Source organism: Clostridioides sp. ES-S-0190-01 (genome assembly GCF_020658275.1).
Classification (GTDB): Bacteria; Bacillota; Clostridia; order Peptostreptococcales; family Peptostreptococcaceae; genus Clostridioides.
Window position 1 is genome coordinate 88,628 of sequence record NZ_JACVWA010000023.1, and the last position, 20,929, is coordinate 109,556.

18 protein-coding genes and 2 other annotated features are annotated in these 20,929 nt (G+C 27.1%); all 18 genes read right to left on the minus strand.

What is annotated here, in order from left to right; translation table 11 throughout:
- Window positions 1-192: 192 nt before the first annotated feature.
- Window positions 193-400, minus strand: a binding site (T-box leader).
- A 105-nt stretch (window positions 401-505) separates the two neighbouring features.
- Window positions 506-1,246 carry a tRNA pseudouridine(38-40) synthase TruA gene (truA, locus tag IC214_RS07940; protein ID WP_227483137.1) on the minus strand — a complete coding sequence of 247 codons (741 nt, stop codon included), beginning with the start codon at window positions 1,244-1,246 and terminating at the stop codon, window positions 506-508.
- 21 nt (window positions 1,247-1,267) lie between these two features.
- The gene (gene walK, locus IC214_RS07945; protein ID WP_227435951.1) at window positions 1,268-2,701 is read right to left on the minus strand and encodes a cell wall metabolism sensor histidine kinase WalK; all 1,434 of its coding nucleotides are present in this window, start codon (window positions 2,699-2,701) and stop codon (window positions 1,268-1,270) included.
- Window positions 2,702-2,703: 2 nt separating this feature from the next.
- Complete coding sequence (walR, locus tag IC214_RS07950; protein ID WP_227435949.1) at window positions 2,704-3,402, minus strand: cell wall metabolism DNA-binding response regulator WalR; 699 nt, start codon at window positions 3,400-3,402, stop codon at window positions 2,704-2,706.
- Between the two features lie 28 nt (window positions 3,403-3,430).
- Entirely contained in the window at window positions 3,431-4,810 is a 1,380-nt protein-coding gene (locus tag IC214_RS07955; RefSeq protein WP_227435946.1) for a hypothetical protein, read from the minus strand.
- Window positions 4,811-4,957: 147 nt separating this feature from the next.
- Window positions 4,958-6,106, minus strand: a complete 1,149-nt coding sequence (locus IC214_RS07960) for a THUMP domain-containing class I SAM-dependent RNA methyltransferase (protein WP_227483138.1) — start codon at window positions 6,104-6,106, stop codon at window positions 4,958-4,960.
- Window positions 6,107-6,159: 53 nt separating this feature from the next.
- Complete coding sequence (gene larE, locus IC214_RS07965; protein ID WP_227435940.1) at window positions 6,160-6,978, minus strand: ATP-dependent sacrificial sulfur transferase LarE; 819 nt, start codon at window positions 6,976-6,978, stop codon at window positions 6,160-6,162.
- Between the two features lie 364 nt (window positions 6,979-7,342).
- Complete coding sequence (locus IC214_RS07970; RefSeq protein ID WP_227435938.1) at window positions 7,343-8,044, minus strand: DUF4253 domain-containing protein; 702 nt, start codon at window positions 8,042-8,044, stop codon at window positions 7,343-7,345.
- A gap of 824 nt (window positions 8,045-8,868) precedes the next feature.
- Complete coding sequence (locus IC214_RS07975) at window positions 8,869-9,231, minus strand: arsenate reductase family protein (protein WP_227435937.1); 363 nt, start codon at window positions 9,229-9,231, stop codon at window positions 8,869-8,871.
- Between the two features lie 458 nt (window positions 9,232-9,689).
- The gene (locus IC214_RS07980) at window positions 9,690-10,361 is read right to left on the minus strand and encodes an amino acid ABC transporter ATP-binding protein (RefSeq protein ID WP_227435935.1); all 672 of its coding nucleotides are present in this window, start codon (window positions 10,359-10,361) and stop codon (window positions 9,690-9,692) included.
- A gap of 32 nt (window positions 10,362-10,393) precedes the next feature.
- Window positions 10,394-11,005: an amino acid ABC transporter permease gene (locus IC214_RS07985; protein WP_227435933.1), complete on the minus strand. Its 612-nt coding sequence runs from the start codon at window positions 11,003-11,005 to the stop codon at window positions 10,394-10,396.
- A gap of 37 nt (window positions 11,006-11,042) precedes the next feature.
- On the minus strand, window positions 11,043-11,846 hold the full coding sequence (locus IC214_RS07990) for an amino acid ABC transporter substrate-binding protein (RefSeq protein WP_227834424.1): 804 nt from the start codon (window positions 11,844-11,846) through the stop codon (window positions 11,043-11,045).
- A gap of 132 nt (window positions 11,847-11,978) precedes the next feature.
- Window positions 11,979-12,239 (minus strand) — a binding site (T-box leader).
- A gap of 86 nt (window positions 12,240-12,325) precedes the next feature.
- The gene (locus IC214_RS07995; protein ID WP_227483140.1) at window positions 12,326-13,633 is read right to left on the minus strand and encodes a hypothetical protein; all 1,308 of its coding nucleotides are present in this window, start codon (window positions 13,631-13,633) and stop codon (window positions 12,326-12,328) included.
- 530 nt (window positions 13,634-14,163) lie between these two features.
- Entirely contained in the window at window positions 14,164-14,361 is a 198-nt protein-coding gene (locus IC214_RS08000; RefSeq protein WP_227435928.1) for a GyrI-like domain-containing protein, read from the minus strand.
- Window positions 14,336-14,668 (minus strand): helix-turn-helix domain-containing protein, encoded by a 333-nt coding sequence (locus IC214_RS08005; RefSeq protein WP_227824259.1) that lies wholly within the window; start codon window positions 14,666-14,668, stop codon window positions 14,336-14,338. Before IC214_RS08005 ends, IC214_RS08000 begins: the two co-directional genes overlap by 26 nt.
- A gap of 92 nt (window positions 14,669-14,760) precedes the next feature.
- The gene (locus IC214_RS08010) at window positions 14,761-15,201 is read right to left on the minus strand and encodes a SufBD protein (RefSeq protein ID WP_227435925.1); all 441 of its coding nucleotides are present in this window, start codon (window positions 15,199-15,201) and stop codon (window positions 14,761-14,763) included.
- 327 nt (window positions 15,202-15,528) lie between these two features.
- Complete coding sequence (locus IC214_RS08015) at window positions 15,529-15,906, minus strand: C-GCAxxG-C-C family (seleno)protein (RefSeq protein WP_227435923.1); 378 nt, start codon at window positions 15,904-15,906, stop codon at window positions 15,529-15,531.
- A gap of 86 nt (window positions 15,907-15,992) precedes the next feature.
- Window positions 15,993-16,487 (minus strand): methylated-DNA--[protein]-cysteine S-methyltransferase, encoded by a 495-nt coding sequence (locus IC214_RS08020; RefSeq protein ID WP_227435913.1) that lies wholly within the window; start codon window positions 16,485-16,487, stop codon window positions 15,993-15,995.
- A gap of 142 nt (window positions 16,488-16,629) precedes the next feature.
- The gene (locus IC214_RS08025) at window positions 16,630-20,886 is read right to left on the minus strand and encodes a 2-hydroxyacyl-CoA dehydratase (RefSeq protein WP_227866449.1); all 4,257 of its coding nucleotides are present in this window, start codon (window positions 20,884-20,886) and stop codon (window positions 16,630-16,632) included.
- Between the last annotated feature and the right edge of the window lie 43 nt (window positions 20,887-20,929).

A 20,929-nucleotide genomic window follows, 5' to 3' on the forward strand; every position in this document is an offset into this window, starting at 1 on the left:
ATGACTTTAAAAATATAGATTCTTATAAAATCATTTTAATACTAAAAAAACCCCTCAGTATTTTTAAATACTAAGAGGCGAAATATCCGCGGTACCACTCTTATTGATAAACTTAGCTAATCAATCAGTAAATGTATAACTACTAAATACATATTAGTAAATAAATATATTAAAAAACGCCTCTTGGAAAAACCAAGAGACGAAATATATCCGCGTTACCACTCTAATTGATAAGATAAACTTATCCACTCTTTCTCTTAAGGCGAGATTACCTACTAACATACTAAATTCAATTAGCATCCTCCAAAGTTCTTTTCACTAATACTTATTTGCTAAGCTTCCACCATCCTCAGCTCTCTATAAAATACATAAAAGTTACTCTCTTTTTCATCGGATTTAAATATCAAATTTTTTAGACATCTCTTATAGAATATATAATAGTTTATTTTTCCATTTATGTCAACTATATAATTTATTTTCTTTTTAAAATATTTTCTCTTTAAGCTTACTCATATTTTACTTTCCAAAGGCATAGTCCTTTAGCTGGTGCGGTGTCTGATGACTTGCTTCTGTCTTTCGACTCAAGCATATGCTTAACATCTTGTGGTGCTTTTCTTTTAAGGCCAACATCTATTAATGCTCCTACTATTATTCTTACCATATTATATAAAAATCCATTTCCCTCTATATATATTTCTACAATATCATCATTTTCTTTTATATTTATTGAGTAAATTTCTCTTACATTAGATTTTTTCTTAGACTTAGAAGAAGCAAAGCTAGTAAAATCATGTTCTCCTATTAAATACTCACTTGCTTTTCTCATTCTATCTAAATCTAATTTTTTACTTATGTGTGCAGCATACTTTCTCATAAAAGGACTGTGATATTTATTATTATCAATCTTATATAAATAAGTTTTTGATTTTACATTGTATCTTGAATGAAATCTTTCATCAACTTCCTCAACAGTTTTTACAACTATATCCTCTGGCAAATATTCATATAGATATTTTTGAATTTTATCTACTGAATCCATACAATTTGTTTTAAAGTTTATAACTTGACCTCTTGCATGTGCTCCCATATCAGTTCTCCCAGAACCAATTATCTCAATAGTTTCATTGGCCATTTTACTTAAGACAGACTCAAGCTTTTCTTGTATAGTCATGTCATTATCGCCTAATTTTTGATAACCTTTGTATCTTGAACCATCATATGCTACTATCATTTTTATATTTCTCATCTTAATCCTCTTTCTAAGAATTTATGCCTGTTTAGCAAATTTATTTTTTATATTAAAAGTTATTTTTGTTCCAACATTCTTTTCACTTTCTATTTTCATTACTCCACCATGAAGTTTTACAATTTCATTACTAATTGCAAGACCTAATCCACTGCCAGCCTTGTTGTAATCCTCTTGGAAAAATTTATCTAAAACTTTATTTAAATTTTGCTTTTCTATACCTGAACCATTATCTTCAACTGATATAGTTGTTATATCTTCATCCTGAGAAGCTACAACTTTTATGTAACCACCCTGACTAGTGAATTTAAATGAATTTTGTATTAAATTTATAAGAACTTGTCTTAGTCTATTTTTATCTCCTTGGATATTTTCTATGAATTCATTTTCAAATTCAAATAAAAGTGATATATCTTTTTCAGCTGCTTTAACTTTCAACTGATTTACAACCCCAACAACTAATCCTTCAACATCAACTATATCAATATGAAGCTTTATCCTATCAGAAGAAAGCCTTGAGAAATCCAATAATTCTTCTACCAACTTTATAAGTCTTTCTGTCTCATCTTGTATAATACCTAGACCTAAATCTAACTCTTCTCTAGTTATACTTTCATATCCTAATGTTTCACTCCATCCCTTTATAGATGTAAGAGGGGTTCTCAACTCATGAGATACAGAAGATATAAATTCTTCTTTCAATTTTTCACTCTTATCAATTTCATGTGCCATATGTTCAAATGTCTGTGCTAAATCACCAATTTCATCATCTACAATCTTCATATTTTCCAATTTTATATTGTAGTTTCCTACAGCTAATTCGTTTGCAAACTTCTTTAGCTCTCTCAATGGTTTTATAAGAGTCTCAGCAAATTTGAGACTTATTAATATAGCTATAATAAGTATAAATATTCCCGCCAATATAAGCCATGTAGCTTGCTTTAATATGGCGTTATCAATTCCATCTAATGAAACAGTATATCTAACAACACCTTCTATAATATTATTTACTTTGAGTGGTAAGGAGATGCTCATGACATGCTCTCCTGTATCTGGTATTTTATAAGTATATGGTGTTAAATTTTTAGTCTTTACATCTCTTAATGCATTATCTACATCTTCATAATTTGCTTTTTCTTTACTTTTAAATCCATATTGGTCCAATATAACATTTTTATTCTTATCTATTATCGAAATCCCAAATTCTGAATTCTTTGTTAATGGCTGTTTATCAAAAATATTTTTAACTTTTTTCTCAAAGCTTGTAGTTTCCATTGTAATAGCATTATATTCATCAGCGTATTTTATTTCAGATTCAAGTAACTGTTTAACAGAATCATAGTAATAGTTTTGTATATAAAACATGAATAGCCCTTCAAACAGAGTTACCATTATAATAATTATTATAAAATAGTTTTTTATTACTTTTTTTCTCAGACCTTCAAAATGTAACACTATTATTCTTCCTTTCTAAAACAGTATCCATAACCCCAAATAGTTTGTATATATTTTGGTTTTGATGGGTCATCTTCTATTTTATTTCTTATCCTTCTTATATTTACATCTACTATTTTAAAATCATACAAATAATTAGTTCCCCATACCTCATCTAATATCTGATCTCTACTTAATGATTGTTTAGCATTTGATATCAAATATTTTACTATTGAAAATTCTGTTGGAGTAAGTTCAATCTCTTTACCATTCTTAAATAATTTTCTTTTATCTATATCAAGTATAAATGGTGGCGAGACTATCTCACTTGACTTAACATTTGAATCATCTTTTGCAACTCTTCTGATAAGAGCAGAAACCCTAACTAAAAGTTCCTTTATACTAAATGGTTTTATGATGTAATCATCTGCTCCTGAAATAAATCCTTCTATTTTATCATCTTCTTGAGCTTTTGCAGTAAGCATTATTATCCCAACTTGATCAAAATTTTCCCTTATAAACTTACAAACCTCTATCCCACTTATATCTGGAAGCATTACATCTAAAAGAGCTATTGTAATATCACTTTCTGTTGTCATTTTTTCTATAGCTTCTCTACCAGTACCTGCTTCAACTATTTCATAGCCTTCTCTTTTTAAGTTTATACTGACAAAACTTCTAATTCCAATTTCATCTTCTAGTATAAGTATTTTTTCCTTCATAAAATAAAACCTCCAATTGAGTGTAATATTAACCATATATTAATGAGAAATACTCTTTTAATGCGTCTATCGTAATATCTAACTTATCCATTTCATTTGCATCATTTATAGTTAGTAAAAAAGTATATTCATCGCTTTCTTGAAGTACAATAGAATTTTGTGTATTTGCACTTTTTCTATCTTCAAGTTTATTTTTACTCTCTACTATTATATTAAATAAATTCTTACGTTCTGAATAATCAAAATAGTAAAATTTAAATACAGCTTTTTCCCCAACAAATTCTTGTTCAACAATTATTTTATCTACTAAATTATTTTGCATAAATAATCTAAAATTGTATTTATAATTATAGTATATCTGGCTTATAAATATTAATTTTGAATTAGAATCTTCTTTCCCATTCCATCTGTACCAACTTATATTAGCAGATGCTTTAGAGGTATAAGTATTTCTATTCCCTCCAGCAACTATAGGTATCTCTATAATTTTATCTTTATCAACATCATCAACAGGTATGTAATAAGGTTTAGTAATAGTTTTATCATAATCACTAAACACTTTTTGAATTTTATCATTTTTCATATATAATATCTGTGTGATATAATTATTTTCTTTTAACATGGGAATATCTAGTACAACACCTTTGATGGATGCAGCTGAATTTCCAACAGATGAAGCAACATTACCTAGAGTTATATATAACTCATTTAGATTTTTTACATTTTCAAATTTGACATAATCCTTAACCTTCATAGTTCCATCAAAATTTGCAACAGTTGCAAACATCTCATTAGTTTTATTATTCAAATGAAGCATTAATATATCTATCTTGTCATCTCCATCTATATAACCAATCTTTACCTTCATATCGTTAAAATCTTCTTTATTTTGAATCCAAGAAGCATCTAAATCGTATACTTTTGTGATTTCATTATCCCTTACTTTGTATATATGCATATTAGTTTTATCTTTGGATTTAACAAGTAAAATAACTTCCTTATATCCATCTGAATCCAAATCATAGAAATTAGCATATTCTATTGATTCTCCATTTTCTAAATAATGGTCTCCTAGTACATATTTTTCACCATTGTAACTTAAAGTTACAAAACCTACTTTATTAACATTATTACTTAAATCTTCTTTTTGCTCAAATACTACTAATTCATCAACTCCATCACTATTTAAATCTACCTTATTTATTTTTCCTACCTCTTTTGTATTAGAAGGCAATATCATAGATGAGTCTGGTTTTAGTAGCTGATCTATACCATCGTACAATACTTTTTTTGTATCATCATAGTTAGGTATCTTTGCCAATTGTTCTGGAGATTCAGTTTTAACATTACATCCAGTAACAAATAACATCATTAAGCCTGATACAATAATAAGCTTTAATAACTTCATTTAACCCCTCCTAATCCTACAATCTTAAATTTTTCTTTTTTCTCGCAAAAATCTCCTCACAATAGTTAGACGTTTCAAATCCTCATAAGGTTTTACTTATTTTAACAAAACTTTATATTTTGATAAAACTTATGATAAATATAAAATCTAATTATTATTTCTAGGAGGTTTAGGCCCTGGATATTGGAAAAAGTTAGTTTTTAGCATACCATTATATAATTTTCTCTTTTTAGCTGCTTTTTGTCCAAATTCATATTCAAATTCTTCATAGGAAGTTATCAGATAATATGACCAATTTTTTAACTTTCTAAATGCATAACCAAGCTCTTTATATAATTGTTTAACACTATCCTTATCTTCCAATCGTTCTCCATAAGGAGGATTGGTAACTATAAATCCAAATTCTTCTTCACTCTCAAACTCAGTTGCATCTCCTACATTGAATTCTATATATTCATCTACACCTGCTATTTCTGCATTTTCTCGAGCTATATCTATACATTCTGCATCTATATCATATCCATAAATTTTAAATTTAGATTCATTGTCTATTTTATTAAAAGCATCTTTTCTTACATCCCACCAAATCTTTTTATCAAGCGTTCTCCATTTTTCTGATATAAATTCTCTATTTAATCCAGGTGCCATATTTATACCTATCATAGCTGCTTCAATTAATATAGTACCAGAACCACACATAGGGTCTACTAAAGTCCTACCTGCTTTCCAAGGAGTTAAGTAGATAAGTCCAGAAGCTAAAGTTTCTCTTATCGGAGCTTTATTTGCTTTTTCTCTATATCCTCTTTTATGTAAAGCATCTCCTGTTGTGTCTATTGAAAGAGTTACTTTATCTTTGTGTATAAATACAAATATAGGGTATTTTTCTTTATCTTCTTTAAGCAAACCATCCTCTAAATAACTTTTCTTCAAGCTTTCTACAATAGCTTTTTTTACTATAGCTTGTACATCTGGTGTACTGTATAATTTTGATTTTATAGAAGAAGCTTTTGAAATAGGAAATTGAGCTCCATAAGGTATATATTTAGACCAATTTATCCTTTTTGTATTTTCAAATAATTCATCAAAGCTTTTTGCTTCAAACTCAGCAATCTTAAGATGTACTCTTTCTGCACATCTTAACCACATGTTTGATTTTGCTATCCCAAATTCATCAGTCTTATATGTTATTCTTCCATCTTCTGTTTTTATTATTTCATATCCCAAATTAGTAATTTCTCTAGCCAACATTTTTTCCATTCCAAAAAAACATGGCGATATTAATGTATAGTTTTTCATAAAACCTCCTGTTTCCTATATTAATTACAACGATTATTTATTTTTTAACCTATTTACATGTTTAAATTCATACTTCCCATTTGATATCCTGACATATCTAGTGTAACATATTTAAAGCCAAATTTTTTTAATTTAGTGTCAACTTTACTAAAATTGTTATTTTCAAAAAATTTACCTAATTCTTCCTGATTAACTTCTATTCTAGCTATATCTCCATGCATTCTTACTCTAAATTGAGAAAAGCCCAAATCAGATAAATATTCTTCACTTTTTTCTATTATCCTAAGCTTTTCATCTGTAATTTCAACACCATAAGGAATTCTGCTTGCCAGACATGCAAATGATGGTTTGTTAAAAGTTTCTAACTTCATATCTCTTGAAAGTAACCTAATTTCATTTTTCTTTAATCCACTTTCTTTCAATGGACTAATTACTTCTAGTTCATTTAGTGCTTTAAGACCTGGTCTATAGTCTCCTAAATCATCTACATTGGTTCCATCCACTATGTACTTTATATTATGTTCCTTTGCGACCTCTTTTATTTTAGTAAATATATATTTTTTACAATAATAACATCTTTCAACACCATTTTCTTTGAATTCCTTTAAATCAAAATCTTCTATTTTTAATATAATATGTTTAACTCCAAAATTTTTAGTATATTGTTTTGCTTCTTCTATTTCTCTATTTGAGTGCATCATTGCATGAATAGTTACAGCTATAACATTATCTCCTAATGTATCTCTTGCTACTTTAAGTAAGAAATTACTGTCAACTCCACCTGAATAAGCAACTGCCACACTTTCTAATCCAATCAATTTTTCTCTTAATTTTTCTAACTTTTCTCTTTCCTTCACTAAATCTACCTCCATATCAATGAAATATGAACTCTAAAACTATTCTTATTTTTTACATACTTAATGATTATAACATATAAAGTATATATTTAAAAAATTAGAATAACTTTTAAATATATTAATTATAATATTAAAGTACTTTTATTTATATCTTTACAATTTAAGCATATTGCTGTATTACACTATATAAAAACAAAACAGTGTAATACAGTAATATACTTAAAAGCCATGAAGCCTAAATAGCCTATCTTCATGGCTAAGTTCACGATTTTATTCTCATATAATTACTCTTCTTATCGATATAATTGTAAATTACAAAAAGATACTATCATTAAAAATGTTTTAAAAACTTAATACTTATAGTTTACAGAGCTCTATATCAATCCCACCAAAAAAGCCATATGGTAGAATCTTGTATTACCTCTTTTAGAGCTCTTAATGTCTCATATCCTTGTACAATAATATCTTCACAGTACAAGATTAACTCTATGCATAGGTTATTGAACATTGTATTGTCACTAGGTATATTTTTTGAAAAATATTGGACTGTGTCACATCCAATTGCTATTGGGTATGCTCCATAATTTTCGTACCAATATTTTGCAACTGCTATATGCTCTTCATCACTAGGACAATCGTTAAATCCACCAATTGGTATATATGCAAATACTTCATAAGGTTTAGTTGTTGGAACTTTAGCTATGTAAACTTTGTTATTTTCTTGAAATATATCTATATTTGTAATTGGGTTAAAACTTTTATAATCACAAAAAATATCTTCTGACTCTATGAGTTCCTTTACCACCTCTGAAATTTCACTCTTCCTACACTTGAAAAATTCATTTACATCAATTTCATTATATTTTTTCAGACAATGCTCTTTGTAGTTCTCAAGAGAACCATACTCTTTATTGACAATATCAATGTTTTCTTTTAGCAATCCTACCTTTTCATCGATAATTATAATTGGTGTATATCCTTTTTCTTTTCCATCTTCTATCATTGTCTCCAATAAATTGTCAATATCAATCTCATTGTTCACAGGAACACATTCAAAACCATATAAATCTTCAATACCCATATTTATCTCCTATTCTTTTTAGATTTAATTCTTTTGAAAGTTTTCTTTTTTTGTTGTCAAATTTTTAAATACTATTATTATTTGTAAAACTATAAGTAGAGGTATAATTTATAAAAAACATTCATATTAAATAAATTTTCATTTAATTTTTTGTATAAATATAACGTTTTTATGACAATATCCTCATATAAATATAATATCACAAAACAAATGTTCATGGTTAATAATAAGTAATTTTGTAATAATTCGTTGTAATATTATGTTATTTTAAATAAAATAAATGATATAATTTGTATAAGAAAGGATATATTTATTTACATTAAATTTATTTGAGACAAGGTCAATGTGAATTTTTTTAATAGTAACAAATATCCCCAAAATAATAAATAATATTAGACTTTATGTATAGTATAAATTCTAATAAATCACATGCATGTTTGCAAGAATTAATAGATTAAAATCAAGATTTAGATTTAATAGTACTTTTATGTGAAAAGATATGTATTTATTTAATATATTAAACTCAGAAAGTACAAGATTCTACTATCTAATAGCTAATAATTCTATTGATATGCTTTTAATCCCAATACTAAAAACACTTACATAGAGACTAGAAATGTACTTTTCTAACTTGTAATTAACAGTAATTACTATGTATAAATTTTAACTGCATTGAGAAAATAGTAGAATAATATACCTGTAAAATTTATTAGAGTTGTATATTCACGTGTATTTCTTATTATTTATGTATAACAAAAGTAAATTTAATACATAAATTTATAGGTGTACCAATTAAAAATTTTAACTAATACACCCATTGATTTCTATTCTTCCTTTAATAAAATATCTTTCCATACATCTTCTTTAAACCCTAATAGTACATTTTTACCATCAAATAGTAGTGGTCTTTTAATAAGCATACCATCACTTACTAATATTTCTAGCAGTTTATCATCTGACTCAGTCTTTACTACATCTTTAAGACCTAATTCTCTATATTTCATTCCACTTGTATTAAAAAACTTTTTTATATCATATCCACTAATATTATAAATTAATTCTAATTCATTTTTAGTTGGTGGATTTTGAACCATATCTATATCCTCAAATTCCAAATTATTTTCTTTAAGCCATTTTTTTGCTTTTTTAACTGTAGAACATTTTGTATATCCATATAATTTAATCATTATAGTAAAACTTCCTTTCTAATTTTTTATCTCTATATTTACATTTTTATACCCATAATATGTATATTATAATCAAGTTTTATCATAAATACGATAGAACAGTTCAAATTTTCTAGCATCAATAGATACAGTCTTAGTTATATTAAAATCTCCATATTTGCTTTCATTAAATTTATAATTGCTACTGTTGATGATAAATTCTTCCTCCTCATACTTTTTCTTTAGCTATTTTGGTGTGAAGTATGGTATTTCTATAATTTTAATCTTACATTATACATTTTTTGAATTTGTATACATGTAAAAGCCGTGACAGTTTGATATCACGACTTTTTTACCACACAGTTAAATTAAATTTTAACTGCTCTAATATATCAAAATTTATATTTTTCATTGTAAAAGTCAGACAAACAATCCTTATTTTTTTATAAAATTTCAATATAAATTCCGTTTTTAAAAATTTAAACAATTTTTTCTTTTATTTGAATATCCTCAACTATACCATCTTTTATACTTATAATCTTATCAGCAACACTATTTGAAAATACAACATCATGTGTAATTATCAGTATAGTCATGCCTTTATCTTTAAGCCTATTCATTATATTTACTACTTTTTGAATAGTATCAATATCAAGTGCAGAAGTAGGCTCATCAAAACAAAGAACTTTTGGCATTAATGCACAAGACCTAGCTATTGCAACTCTTTGTTGCTGTCCTCCTGACAACTCAAATGGATATGAGTTCAATTTTTCTTCCAAATCAACTAGTCTCAAAAGTTCTTTAGCTCTATTTTCAGCTTCCTCTCTAGGGACTTTAAAAACATTAACTGGAGATTCAATTATATTTTCAAGGACAGTCATATGAGGAAATAGATTAAAGTTTTGAAAAACCATACCTATTTTACCACGTATTTTTGCCATGTCTTTCTTACTTTTTATTATTTCATTATCTATTATAATTTCTCCACTATCAAATTCTTCAAGACCATTTATACATCTTAATATTGTGGTCTTCCCTGCACCAGATTTACCAAGCAAAACTCCAATCTGACCTTCTTCTAGTTCAAAAGAAATATCTTTAAGCACTTTATTTTTTTTAAATGATTTATTTAAATTCCTGATTTTCAACATATAAAAAACCTCCTCCTATAATTATTGTAGCTTTATCTGTAATAAGAATATTTTTTTTCAAGTAATTCAAATCCCTTAGTAAGTATAGCTACAAATATAAGATATATTGCTCCTGCCTCAAATAGTGGTAACAAACTTGCTTCTCTATTCATTGCTATTTGAGATATTCTTAAAATATCATTTAATCCTAATATATATACTAAAGATGTATCTTTTACTAATGTAATTACTTCATTTGAAATAGGTGCTAGTATTCTTTTAAAAACTTGTGGAAATATTATTCTCTTGTACATCGTAAATTTGTCAAACCCTAGTACTTTTGAAGCTTCATATTGACCTCTATCTATTGATTGTATTCCACCTCTAAATATTTCTGCAAAGTATGCTGCATAATTTAAGAAGAAAGCTACTATTCCAGCTGTAAATCTGTCAAATACAATTCCTATAAGAGGTAAACCATAGAATATGACTATCATTTGTAAAAGTAAAGGTGTTCCTCTCATTATTAATATATAACATTGTGTAATACCACTTATTAATTTATTTTTTGATAATCTTAAAAATGCAACTCCAATCCCCAATGGAATTGATACTATTAATGTTATACAAAACATTGCTATAACTATTTCTAAACCTTGTAACATGCCTTTAGTGCCCCCTTCTTAACAGCTAACTTATCTCTTATTTAAACCACTTATCATAAATTTTGTCAAAAACTCCATCTTTTTTCATTTCTTTTAATGTTTCATTTATTTTTTTACAAAGTTCTGGATTTTCCTTAGATGTTGCTACAACATAATCTTCTAATCCAAAATCTTCTTTTAATACTTTATATTTATCTTCACCTTTTTGTCCCATATAGTATCTAATTAAAACTTCATCACCAACAACTGCGCTAGTTCTACCTATCTCTAAGTCTCTAAGTGCTTTATCGTAAGTATCATAAAGAACTGGTGCTCCACCCTTTAAGCTATTCATAAAATCTTTATCTTTTTCTACTGCATCAAGAGCTGTTGAACCTTGTTGAGTTCCAACTTCTTTATCTTTTAAATCAGCTTTTGTATTTACTTTTGAATCACTTAAAGTAACTATTATTTGTTTATTTTGTAAATAAGGTTCTGTATATGATACTATTTTCTTTCTCTCATCTGTTATAGAATATCCATTCCATAATACATCTACAGTTTTTGAATCATTTAACTCTGTTTCTTTCATTGACCAATCTATTGGTTGAAATTTAACTTCCATTCCAAGTCTCTTAAATGTCTCTTTTGCTAAATCAACATCAAATCCCACTGTTTCTCCTTTTTCATCTAAAAATCCCATTGGTACAAATGTATTATCAAATCCTACAATTACCTCTTTTTTTGATGCATTTGAAGCATCTTTATCCTTTTCATTATCTGATTTTGAGCAACCTGCCATTCCACTTACTAAACCTAACATAATTGTAAATAATCCTAATTTTTTTAATATATTTTTCATAATATTCTCCCTCGTCTTTTAAATTTTTAAATTTTAAATATTTTGATTATTTCAGAAAAAATGTATCTATTGCAATATAATTCTCTGCGCGCTTAAAAAATTATATTAAAAAACTCCCGTCTCTAGCTATTGCTAGAGGACGGGAGTTAAATCTCGTGGTTCCACCTCTGTTCATTAATGCCTCACGACACTAACCTCTTTAAGTACAATAAAAATTATACTCTAGCACTATAACGGATGCAAGGATACCGGGAAACTCCTAGTAAAGTATTTTTACTCTTTCAGAGTCCTGCTCAAAGATGTGTTCAAAGTAAAATCTATTGCTCCTCTCACCAATCGGAAACTCTCTGTTTAAGATTACCTACTTTTACTATTTCTTTTCATCGCATTTAATGTTGTTTTGAATTCTTATTTATGATATTGATTTTATATCATAAGGCAATATCTGTCAATATATATTTTAAAATAAATATAAAAATCTAATTCCAAGGTACAACTTCTACCTCACCATAGCATCGTTCTACCAATCTATTAGAATACTCTCCTTTATATCCCAAAATAAAAAGCAAAACAAGCTCAATATATCTTGTTCCTATTGAAATGATATTCCAAATGTCTTCAACTTCTAGTGTAGCTCTATGAGCTTTTCTACTTGGATGAACTATACTATTTCTTAAATAAATAACTAAATCTATTCCATCATCAAACTTCTTTTTTATCATGCTATCAAATATGTCTAACTCATATTTACCATATGGTATCTTACATATATCAAGTAGAAGTCTGATATTTTTAGATGCCAAATTATGGTCAAAAGTTTCATCTGTAAGCACCTTATTTTGCTCTACCAGCACTACATATGACAAAGTTTCAAGTGCAATCTGTACAGATATTATATTATTTTCCATAGTCACACTTCCAAGAGACTCTATATACCAATCAACGACACTCTTTATCGCAGAACCATAATAAAAATCTTCTAATTTTTTGCACATGAGACTTATATATTTTTCTATATTATGATAATTCGACAGCGTATCTGACCATGTTGGTACATATCTAAAAGGTGTTATTTGATTTTCATTCCAAATTCTATAAACTTCATTACCATTTCTATATCCTTTTGCCAAACAAAATCCAACATATCTGCCACACATAAAACTCAAGGCTGTTGCTATTCTATCTAAAAGATTTATTGTATTATTAGTTCTAAAAATTCTACCATCTTTTCTTCTAATCCTACCTATATGAGTTATTATTGCACCAGATTTAGACTTTAAATCTGACTTCAATTCTTTTCTATAATCATACCGTTTATCTATAGTAACAACATAATCATTTATATCAAATTCAATTCTACCTGCATATACCTTATCATTGTATTTTATAAGTTTTCCAGGTATTTTATCTAAGTTTATTATATTAAAATCTACATGTTCAACATAAGAGTTTTTAGATTTTATACAATCATCATTGATATATCCTTCTATCACAAAATCACTTAGAGTGTTTATTGTTATAGAAATAATCTTATAACCATAGACTTCAAGAATAGCATTATCATAGTCCAAAACTAAGTTCTCATCTTCATTTTCTATATCTTCAATGCAACCTATATCTGCTTTAAAACTTATGGATATTGGAGGTGTCATTTTATAATAAATTTTTCCATTACATCTATATTTCTTATCTAAATATATACAAAATCTACCTTCATAGATACTAATATCTTCATTGATACCATAGCTTAAATATTCTGATGTTATAGAATCATCAATTTCTTTCATTTTTATTCCCACCTTTGCTTTTGTATAATAACATGGGGATTTCATTTCTTTTTTATTTAGTAAAACCCAATCTATTATATAATTCAATATATTATTTTTATTAATTATGTATTTTATAATTTCTTATAAAAACAGTATCATTCTAGTATCATCGTTTGTTAGAGACATTATGTATTTTATAATTTTTTATTTATTAATAATACCTAAAATAGATTTTAAGAAATCATTTTATTACCATAGCTTTTATTCATTTAGATATTATCATTCATATATGTACATTGTCAAAGAAAACATTTAATTTATTAAATATTTTCTTTAACAACATATTATTATAATCTTATAAATAATATATTTAATAAACTAAATCTATTTCATTAAATGATTTTTCAAAATAAAAATGGTAGCTTTAATTTGTTATTTCAAAACTACCATTAGATTATGTATATTCTCTTTTAACATATAAAGCTTTTACTCATTACAACGATTTTTACTACTTTTATTTAGTATATATATTCAAAATATTATGGCACTCATAAAATTGGAACCCAAAATTCAATCAAACTTTTACCATCCTTATCAACTAATTCTCCATATCTCGCAAAATCATATTTAGCATTTTCATTTAACTGGCATGTTGACTGAGGTAACCATTCTTTATAAGCATAATCTACAACAGGTTGTAAGCTATCTTCTCTCTTTGCTTTAAAGGTAAAAACTATATTTTGCACATTCACCTATAACAGAAAAACCTAGTCGTGTATTTCCTTTATAGCCTACTAAAAGAATTTTGTCATTTTCAACCATTTTAACTTCCATTATTCTATCACCTCTCAAAGTTTCTTTTCCATCAACAGTAAACTTTAATTGTACAGGATGAAAATCTCCTTTTTTTCTAAATGATTGTGGGCTACATTTAAACATAGCCTTAAATCCAATTGTAAATGATTGTTGTGTTTCATATCCAGCAAATAGTGAAATTTCCATAATTGGCTTATCTGTAAAAATTAGTAACCTTCTAGTATGATTGTACCTAATTCTGTCTTAGCTATTTTCACATTTCTTGCTATTGTCAAAAAAAATTAATCACTAATAATGATGGCAACCCGTAAAATTTGGATAATATATCATTACTCAAGGTTAGATAATGTATTTCTTATGTCCTTTTCTACTAATGACTTCATATTATCATTATAAATATTTATATCTGCATTACTTAATTCCGCTCTTATACGATGAATAAGTTGTTTCTTATACTTTATGATATTAGGTAATGACTGAATAAAATTTCTCGATACAGAAGGCTTTTTATCCACAATGTGACTTAGTATACTATCTATATTCATTTCAATTTTATTATCAGTATCCCACTTAGCATTTGCAACTATTAACAACAATCCTCTTGTACGAATATATGAACTTTCATTATTAATCATTTCTAGAAAATAATCAAAAAAACAGTATGTAATGTTTGATTTTTTACTTTCATTTTCTAGAAATAAAAAAGTTTTATATGCTTCAGTATGATTTTTTGAACATAATTCTTTAATAAGTAAATCAATATTTTCCAATATTTTCATCTCCTTTGTAACAAATATTTATTTAAGCTGAGTATAACATAACAAAAAATAAATAGAAATAATTGCGATACCTATATAAATATTATCTGTTAATCAAGCTGATTTACATCAATGCATGTTAATACTCAATTGTCATTTAAATTCTGTTAATAAGTAATATAATTTTTTTCTAAATTATACTAGCAAAAAGACGCTCCTTTCTGAGCGTCTTCATAATATAAAAATCTAATATTCTTTTAAAGTTCATTGCGTTTTATTTGTAACTAATAAGTTATATAATAAATAGACTTAATAAATATATTATATAACTTATATTTATTATAGTTCCTTTTTTAAAGTTTCTTTTAAAGTATCATATGCAAAATCCATTATCTCTCTACAAGCAACTAAATCTTTCTTTAAGTCTATACATAACTCTGAACCATACTCATTTCTTACTGTTGTTGTCAAATCTTTAGCATATGCTTTAGCTTTAGTACTTTCACCCTCATGGTTTCTACCTCTTACATATCCAATTATTATATTTGAGGCATTTACTGCACCACATAAACTAGCAACTCCACAACCTGAACCTAATCCACTACCTAAACAAACTGGTATATCTGTATTAAACTCTTCATTATATGCTTTTATAACTGACTCTGCACAATTAAACCCTTTTTCATGGTATTTTGATGCTATAACTTTATTGCACATTAAAACTCCCCCTTATCAATGTAAATTAAAAATCTCTTCTAACATAATTATATCAAATATTAACAAAAAAATCACTTTTAACCAATTTAACTATTTTCTTCTAAATCTAATAGTATTTTTTTTAAGTCAGAATGATTCCCCATATATCCACCAATATTATTTTTACCAACAACTCTGTGACAAGGTATTATTATTGGAATTTTGTTGCTTTTACTTGCTTGTCCAATTGCTCTAACAGACTTTGGATTATTTATATTTTTTGCTATTTCTGAGTATGAGAGTGTTTTTCCATAAGGTATTTTTAACATTTCTTCATAGACAGACTTTTGAAATTCAGTACCATCAACACGTATTTTCAAATCAAATGTTTTTCTTTTTCCATTAAAATAATCATCTATCTGATTTATTGCCTCTTTTAAATCTTCTTCACTTCTTTTTATATCTATTCCTTTTTTAATATATTCTTCTTTTAAATTATTAAATTTTTCATCTCCTATATCTAAACTAACTACAAAACCATCTTCACTCAATATGTACAAATTTCCTATTTTAGACTCATAAACATCATATACTAAATTCATATAACGTCCCCCCTTTTATATTAGTATACATATAATTTTTCAAGTAATAAAGAGTTACCCTAAAAAATAGAGTAACTCTTTTTATAATTGTTATACAATAGAAATTTATTTAGATAGCTATAAATTTTCAATATGTGAAACATTAATCTTCTATATTTTTAAAAGCTTTAGAAAGCATAAGTTTTATCCTGTTAAGCTGATTCACCTCGCTTGCAGAAGGGTCATAATCAATAGGAATTATATTTGCATTCCTATATAATCTTTTTAATTCTTTTATAGAACCTTTACCAATTATATGATTAGGTAAACATCCAAAAGGTTGCATACAAATGATATTTTCCACACCTTCATTCAACAATTCAACCATCTCACCTGTTAAAAGCCATCCTTCTCCAGTTTGATTTCCTAATGATACTACTGGTTCTGTATTTTTCGCAACTGTTTTTATATTTCCTGGAGCGTAAAATCTTTTACTTTTATCAAGTGCTTTTTTATATACTCTTTGGTATATACTTGTTATGTATATAAAGGCTTCTCCTATCATTCTACTTTTTCTACTTCCTTCTAAATGAGTGTGTTTATAAATAGTATTAAACGCACAACTTAAAAAGAAATTTGTAAGGTCTGGTACAACTGCTTCAGCACCTTCTCGCTCTAATATATTCACTAGATTATTGTTTGCAATTGGATGAAATTTAACTAATATTTCTCCAACTAAACCTACTTTAGGTTTTTTAATATCTAATATCTCTAGGTTATCAAACTCATTTACTATCTCTTTTATGTTTTTAGTAAATACAGAAATTTTAGCTTTGACTAGAGATTTTTTACATATATCAACCCATTTTTCATATAGAGTATTTGTACTTCCAATAACTTTCTCATATGGTCTCACTCTATAGAGTACTTTCATCAATAAATCTCCATATACAACAGACATAAAAAGTCTATTGATTAATTTTAGAGATACATTATCCATTATCCCACTATCTTCTATTCCATTTACACTAAGTGCAATAACTGGAACATCTTTAAACCCTGCATCATACATAGCTTTTCTTAAAAATCCAATATAATTTGTAGCTCTACAACCGCCACCAGTTTGAGTTATTGCAACAGATGTATTATTTAAATCATATTTTCCAGACTTTAATGCTGTTATTAATTGACCTACTACTATTATAGCTGGATAACAAGCATCATTATTTACATACTTCAAACCTTCCTCAATAACACTACTATCTGTATCTTTTAAAATTTCTATCTTATATCCACTCAGATTTACAGCTTCTTCAAGGAATTGAAAATGTATAGGTGACATTTGTGGTGCTAATATAGTATGTTTGTTCGTTATTTGATTATTCTTTGCATACTGTATTCTATCTACTTTCATATTTTTTACATCTATATTTTTACTTTCTCTCTCAAACATAGCTGCTTTTAAAGACCTCATTCTTATCTTTGCAGCTCCCAAATTATTACCTTCATCAATTTTTATAATAGTATATATTTTAGATTTTTCATTAAGTATTTCTTGAACTTGGTCTGTAGTTACTGCATCCAAACCACACCCAAATGAATTAAGTTGAACCAATTCTAAATAATTTTTATCTCTTACAAAACTAGCTGCTTTGTATAATCTTGAATGATAGACCCATTGGTCTACAACTCTAAGTGGTCTTTGCATATTTGCTAAGTGACATATAGAATCTTCAGTAAGTACTGCCATGTCTAAAGAATTTATAAGCTCTGGCATTCCATGATTTATTTCTGGATCTATATGATATGGTCTACCACATAATACAATTCCCTTTAAGTTTCTCTCTTTTATCTCCTTAAGTGCTCTTTCACCTGCTGCTTGCATCTCCATCTTAAATGAATTTTGTTCATCAGTCGCTTTATCAACTGCATGATTAATTTCTTCCTTAGTTATATTTATACCATTAAAACGTCTTGATAATTCCTCATGAAGTCTCTTTTTCAACTTTTCCTTATCATTTAGACTTATAAATGGATTTATGTAATTTATATTTTTGTTTCTTATATTTTCCACATTATTTTTTATTACTTCAGAATAGGATATTACAACGGGACAATTATAATAATTATCTGCACTTAAATCTTCTTTATTTTCATTGGTTACACTAGGATAAAATATATTCTTTATTCCTTTTGAAATTAAATTTTCTATATGACCATGAACTAATTTCCCAGGATAACACACTGTTTCAGAAGCAATGCTAGTTATACCAGTTTCATATAATTGTTTTGATGACCTATCTGAAAGTACAACTCTAAATCCCATATCATTGAAAAATGTAAACCAAAATGGATAATCTTCATACATATTTAATACTCTTGGTATTCCTATCTCTCCTTTTTTTGCTTTATCTTTTTCTAATGGTTTGTATTTAAAAATCCTATCATATTTATACTTAAATAGATTTATGGGGTTTTTCTTTTCTAAACCTATCTTTTTATCGCCATAAATAGCTTCTCCCTTCTCACATCTGTTTCCTGAAATAAAAATTTCATTATCAGAAAATTTGTTTATTGTAAGAAGACAATGATTTGAGCATCCTTTACATCTAATTACACTTGATTCTAATTTTATACTATTCAATTCTTCTTTAGATAATAAAGATGTTTGATATCCACTTTCATACTTCTCTCTAGCTATAAGAGCTGAACCAAAAGCACCCATAATTCCAGAAATATTAGGTCTAATTACATTTTTGCCAATTAACCTTTCAAAACTTCTAAGTACTAAATCATTATAAAATGTTCCACCTTGTACAACAATATTATTTCCAATCTCATTTAAATCTCTGATTTTTATTACTTTAAATAAAGCATTCTTTATTACAGAATAAGATAAGCCTGCTGATATATCTCCAACACTTGCCCCTTCTTTTTGAGATTGTTTTACTCTCGAATTCATAAACACAGTACATCTTGAACCTAAATCGACAGGGCTTTGAGAATAGATACCTTCATGTGCAAATTCTTCGATTGTCATAGATAAAGAACTTGCAAATGTCTCTAAAAATGAACCACAACCTGATGAACAAGCTTCATTTAATATTATATTATCAATTACACCCTCTTTTATTTTTAAACACTTCATATCTTGACCACCAATATCAAGTATAAAGTCTACATCTTTATTAAAAAATTTAGCAGCTTTATAATGTGCTATAGTCTCTATTTCTCCATTATCTATTTTTAATGCTTTTTTAATAAGTCCCTCTCCATATCCAGTTACAGTTGAACTTAAGATTTTAACGTCTTTTGGTAATATATCATATATTTCATTTATGACCTTGATTGTTGTTTTTAGTGGATTCCCTTCATTACTATTATAGTAAGAATATACTAGATTCCCATCTTCATCAATAAGCGCAGCCTTAGTAGTAGTAGAACCTGCATCAATTCCTAGATAACAATTTTTCTTAATTGAATTTATATCTACATAATCTATTTTTTCTTTTTCATGTCTTCTTAAAAATTCTTCATACTCGTTTTTATCTTTGAATAAAGGTTCTAATAAATTTACTTCTCCATCTTCAATATTTTTTATATTGTCTAGTTTTTCTATTAGAGATTTAAGTTTTATACTATCTTCATCTACTGATAATAATCCTGCTCCAATAGCAATATAAAGCTGTGCATCTTCTGGGAAAATTACATTTTCATCTTTTAAATTTAGTACTCTTTTAAAAGCTTCTCTAAGTTCAGATAAAAAATACAATGGTCCACCTAAAAATGCAACATTGCCTTCTATTTTTCTTCCACAAGAAAGAACACTTACTGTTTGTACGACAACTGCATTAAAAATACTCATTGCTATATCAGTCTGCTTAGCTCCATCATTTATAAGAGGTTGAATATCTGTTTTAGCAAAAACACCACATCTTGAGGCTATTGGGTAAATAACATTGTAGCCTTTAGCTAATTCATTTAAACCACTAGCATCTGTCTTTAAAAGGGAAGCCATTTGGTCTATGAATGCTCCAGTGCCACCTGCACATATACCATTCATTCTTTGATCTATTCCTCCACTTAAATAGGTTATTTTTGCATCTTCTCCTCCAAGTTCTATAACAACATCAGTTTCCGGATGGAAATATTCTATTGATTTTGTACTAGATATAACTTCTTGGACAAATTTTACCCCAAGTTTTTTTGAGATTCCAATTCCTCCTGAACCAGTTATTATAATGGTTGCATTTATATCTCCCAATTTTTCGTATATTCCATTTAGTACTTCTTTAACTGATTTCTTCACATCAGAATAATGTCTTTTATATTCTTTATGAACTATATTGTTATTATTAAGTACCACAACCTTTACTGTTGTAGAACCTACATCAATTCCTATATGAAATAATTCGTCCATTGTACCCCTCCATACTTATATGCTTTTTTAATTTTTGTAAGTT

Coding starts and splice junctions, on each gene's coding strand:
- truA (WP_227483137.1), bottom strand. CDS start 1,246: ATGAGAAATATAAAAATGATAGTAGCATATGATGGTTCAAGATACAAA.
- walR (WP_227435949.1), bottom strand. CDS start 3,402: ATGAAGGAAAAAATACTTATACTAGAAGATGAAATTGGAATTAGAAGT.
- IC214_RS07955 (WP_227435946.1), bottom strand. CDS start 4,810: ATGAAGTTATTAAAGCTTATTATTGTATCAGGCTTAATGATGTTATTT.
- IC214_RS07960 (WP_227483138.1), bottom strand. CDS start 6,106: ATGAAAAACTATACATTAATATCGCCATGTTTTTTTGGAATGGAAAAA.
- larE (WP_227435940.1), bottom strand. CDS start 6,978: ATGGAGGTAGATTTAGTGAAGGAAAGAGAAAAGTTAGAAAAATTAAGA.
- IC214_RS07970 (WP_227435938.1), bottom strand. CDS start 8,044: ATGGGTATTGAAGATTTATATGGTTTTGAATGTGTTCCTGTGAACAAT.
- IC214_RS07975 (WP_227435937.1), bottom strand. CDS start 9,231: ATGATTAAATTATATGGATATACAAAATGTTCTACAGTTAAAAAAGCA.
- IC214_RS07980 (WP_227435935.1), bottom strand. CDS start 10,361: ATGTTGAAAATCAGGAATTTAAATAAATCATTTAAAAAAAATAAAGTG.
- IC214_RS07985 (WP_227435933.1), bottom strand. CDS start 11,005: ATGTTACAAGGTTTAGAAATAGTTATAGCAATGTTTTGTATAACATTA.
- IC214_RS07990 (WP_227834424.1), bottom strand. CDS start 11,846: ATGAAAAATATATTAAAAAAATTAGGATTATTTACAATTATGTTAGGT.
- IC214_RS07995 (WP_227483140.1), bottom strand. CDS start 13,633: ATGAAAGAAATTGATGATTCTATAACATCAGAATATTTAAGCTATGGT.
- IC214_RS08015 (WP_227435923.1), bottom strand. CDS start 15,906: ATGTGCAATAAAGTTATAGCATCAAAATACCATGAAAAAGGGTTTAAT.
- IC214_RS08020 (WP_227435913.1), bottom strand. CDS start 16,487: ATGAATTTAGTATATGATGTTTATGAGTCTAAAATAGGAAATTTGTAC.
- IC214_RS08025 (WP_227866449.1), bottom strand. CDS start 20,886: ATGGACGAATTATTTCATATAGGAATTGATGTAGGTTCTACAACAGTA.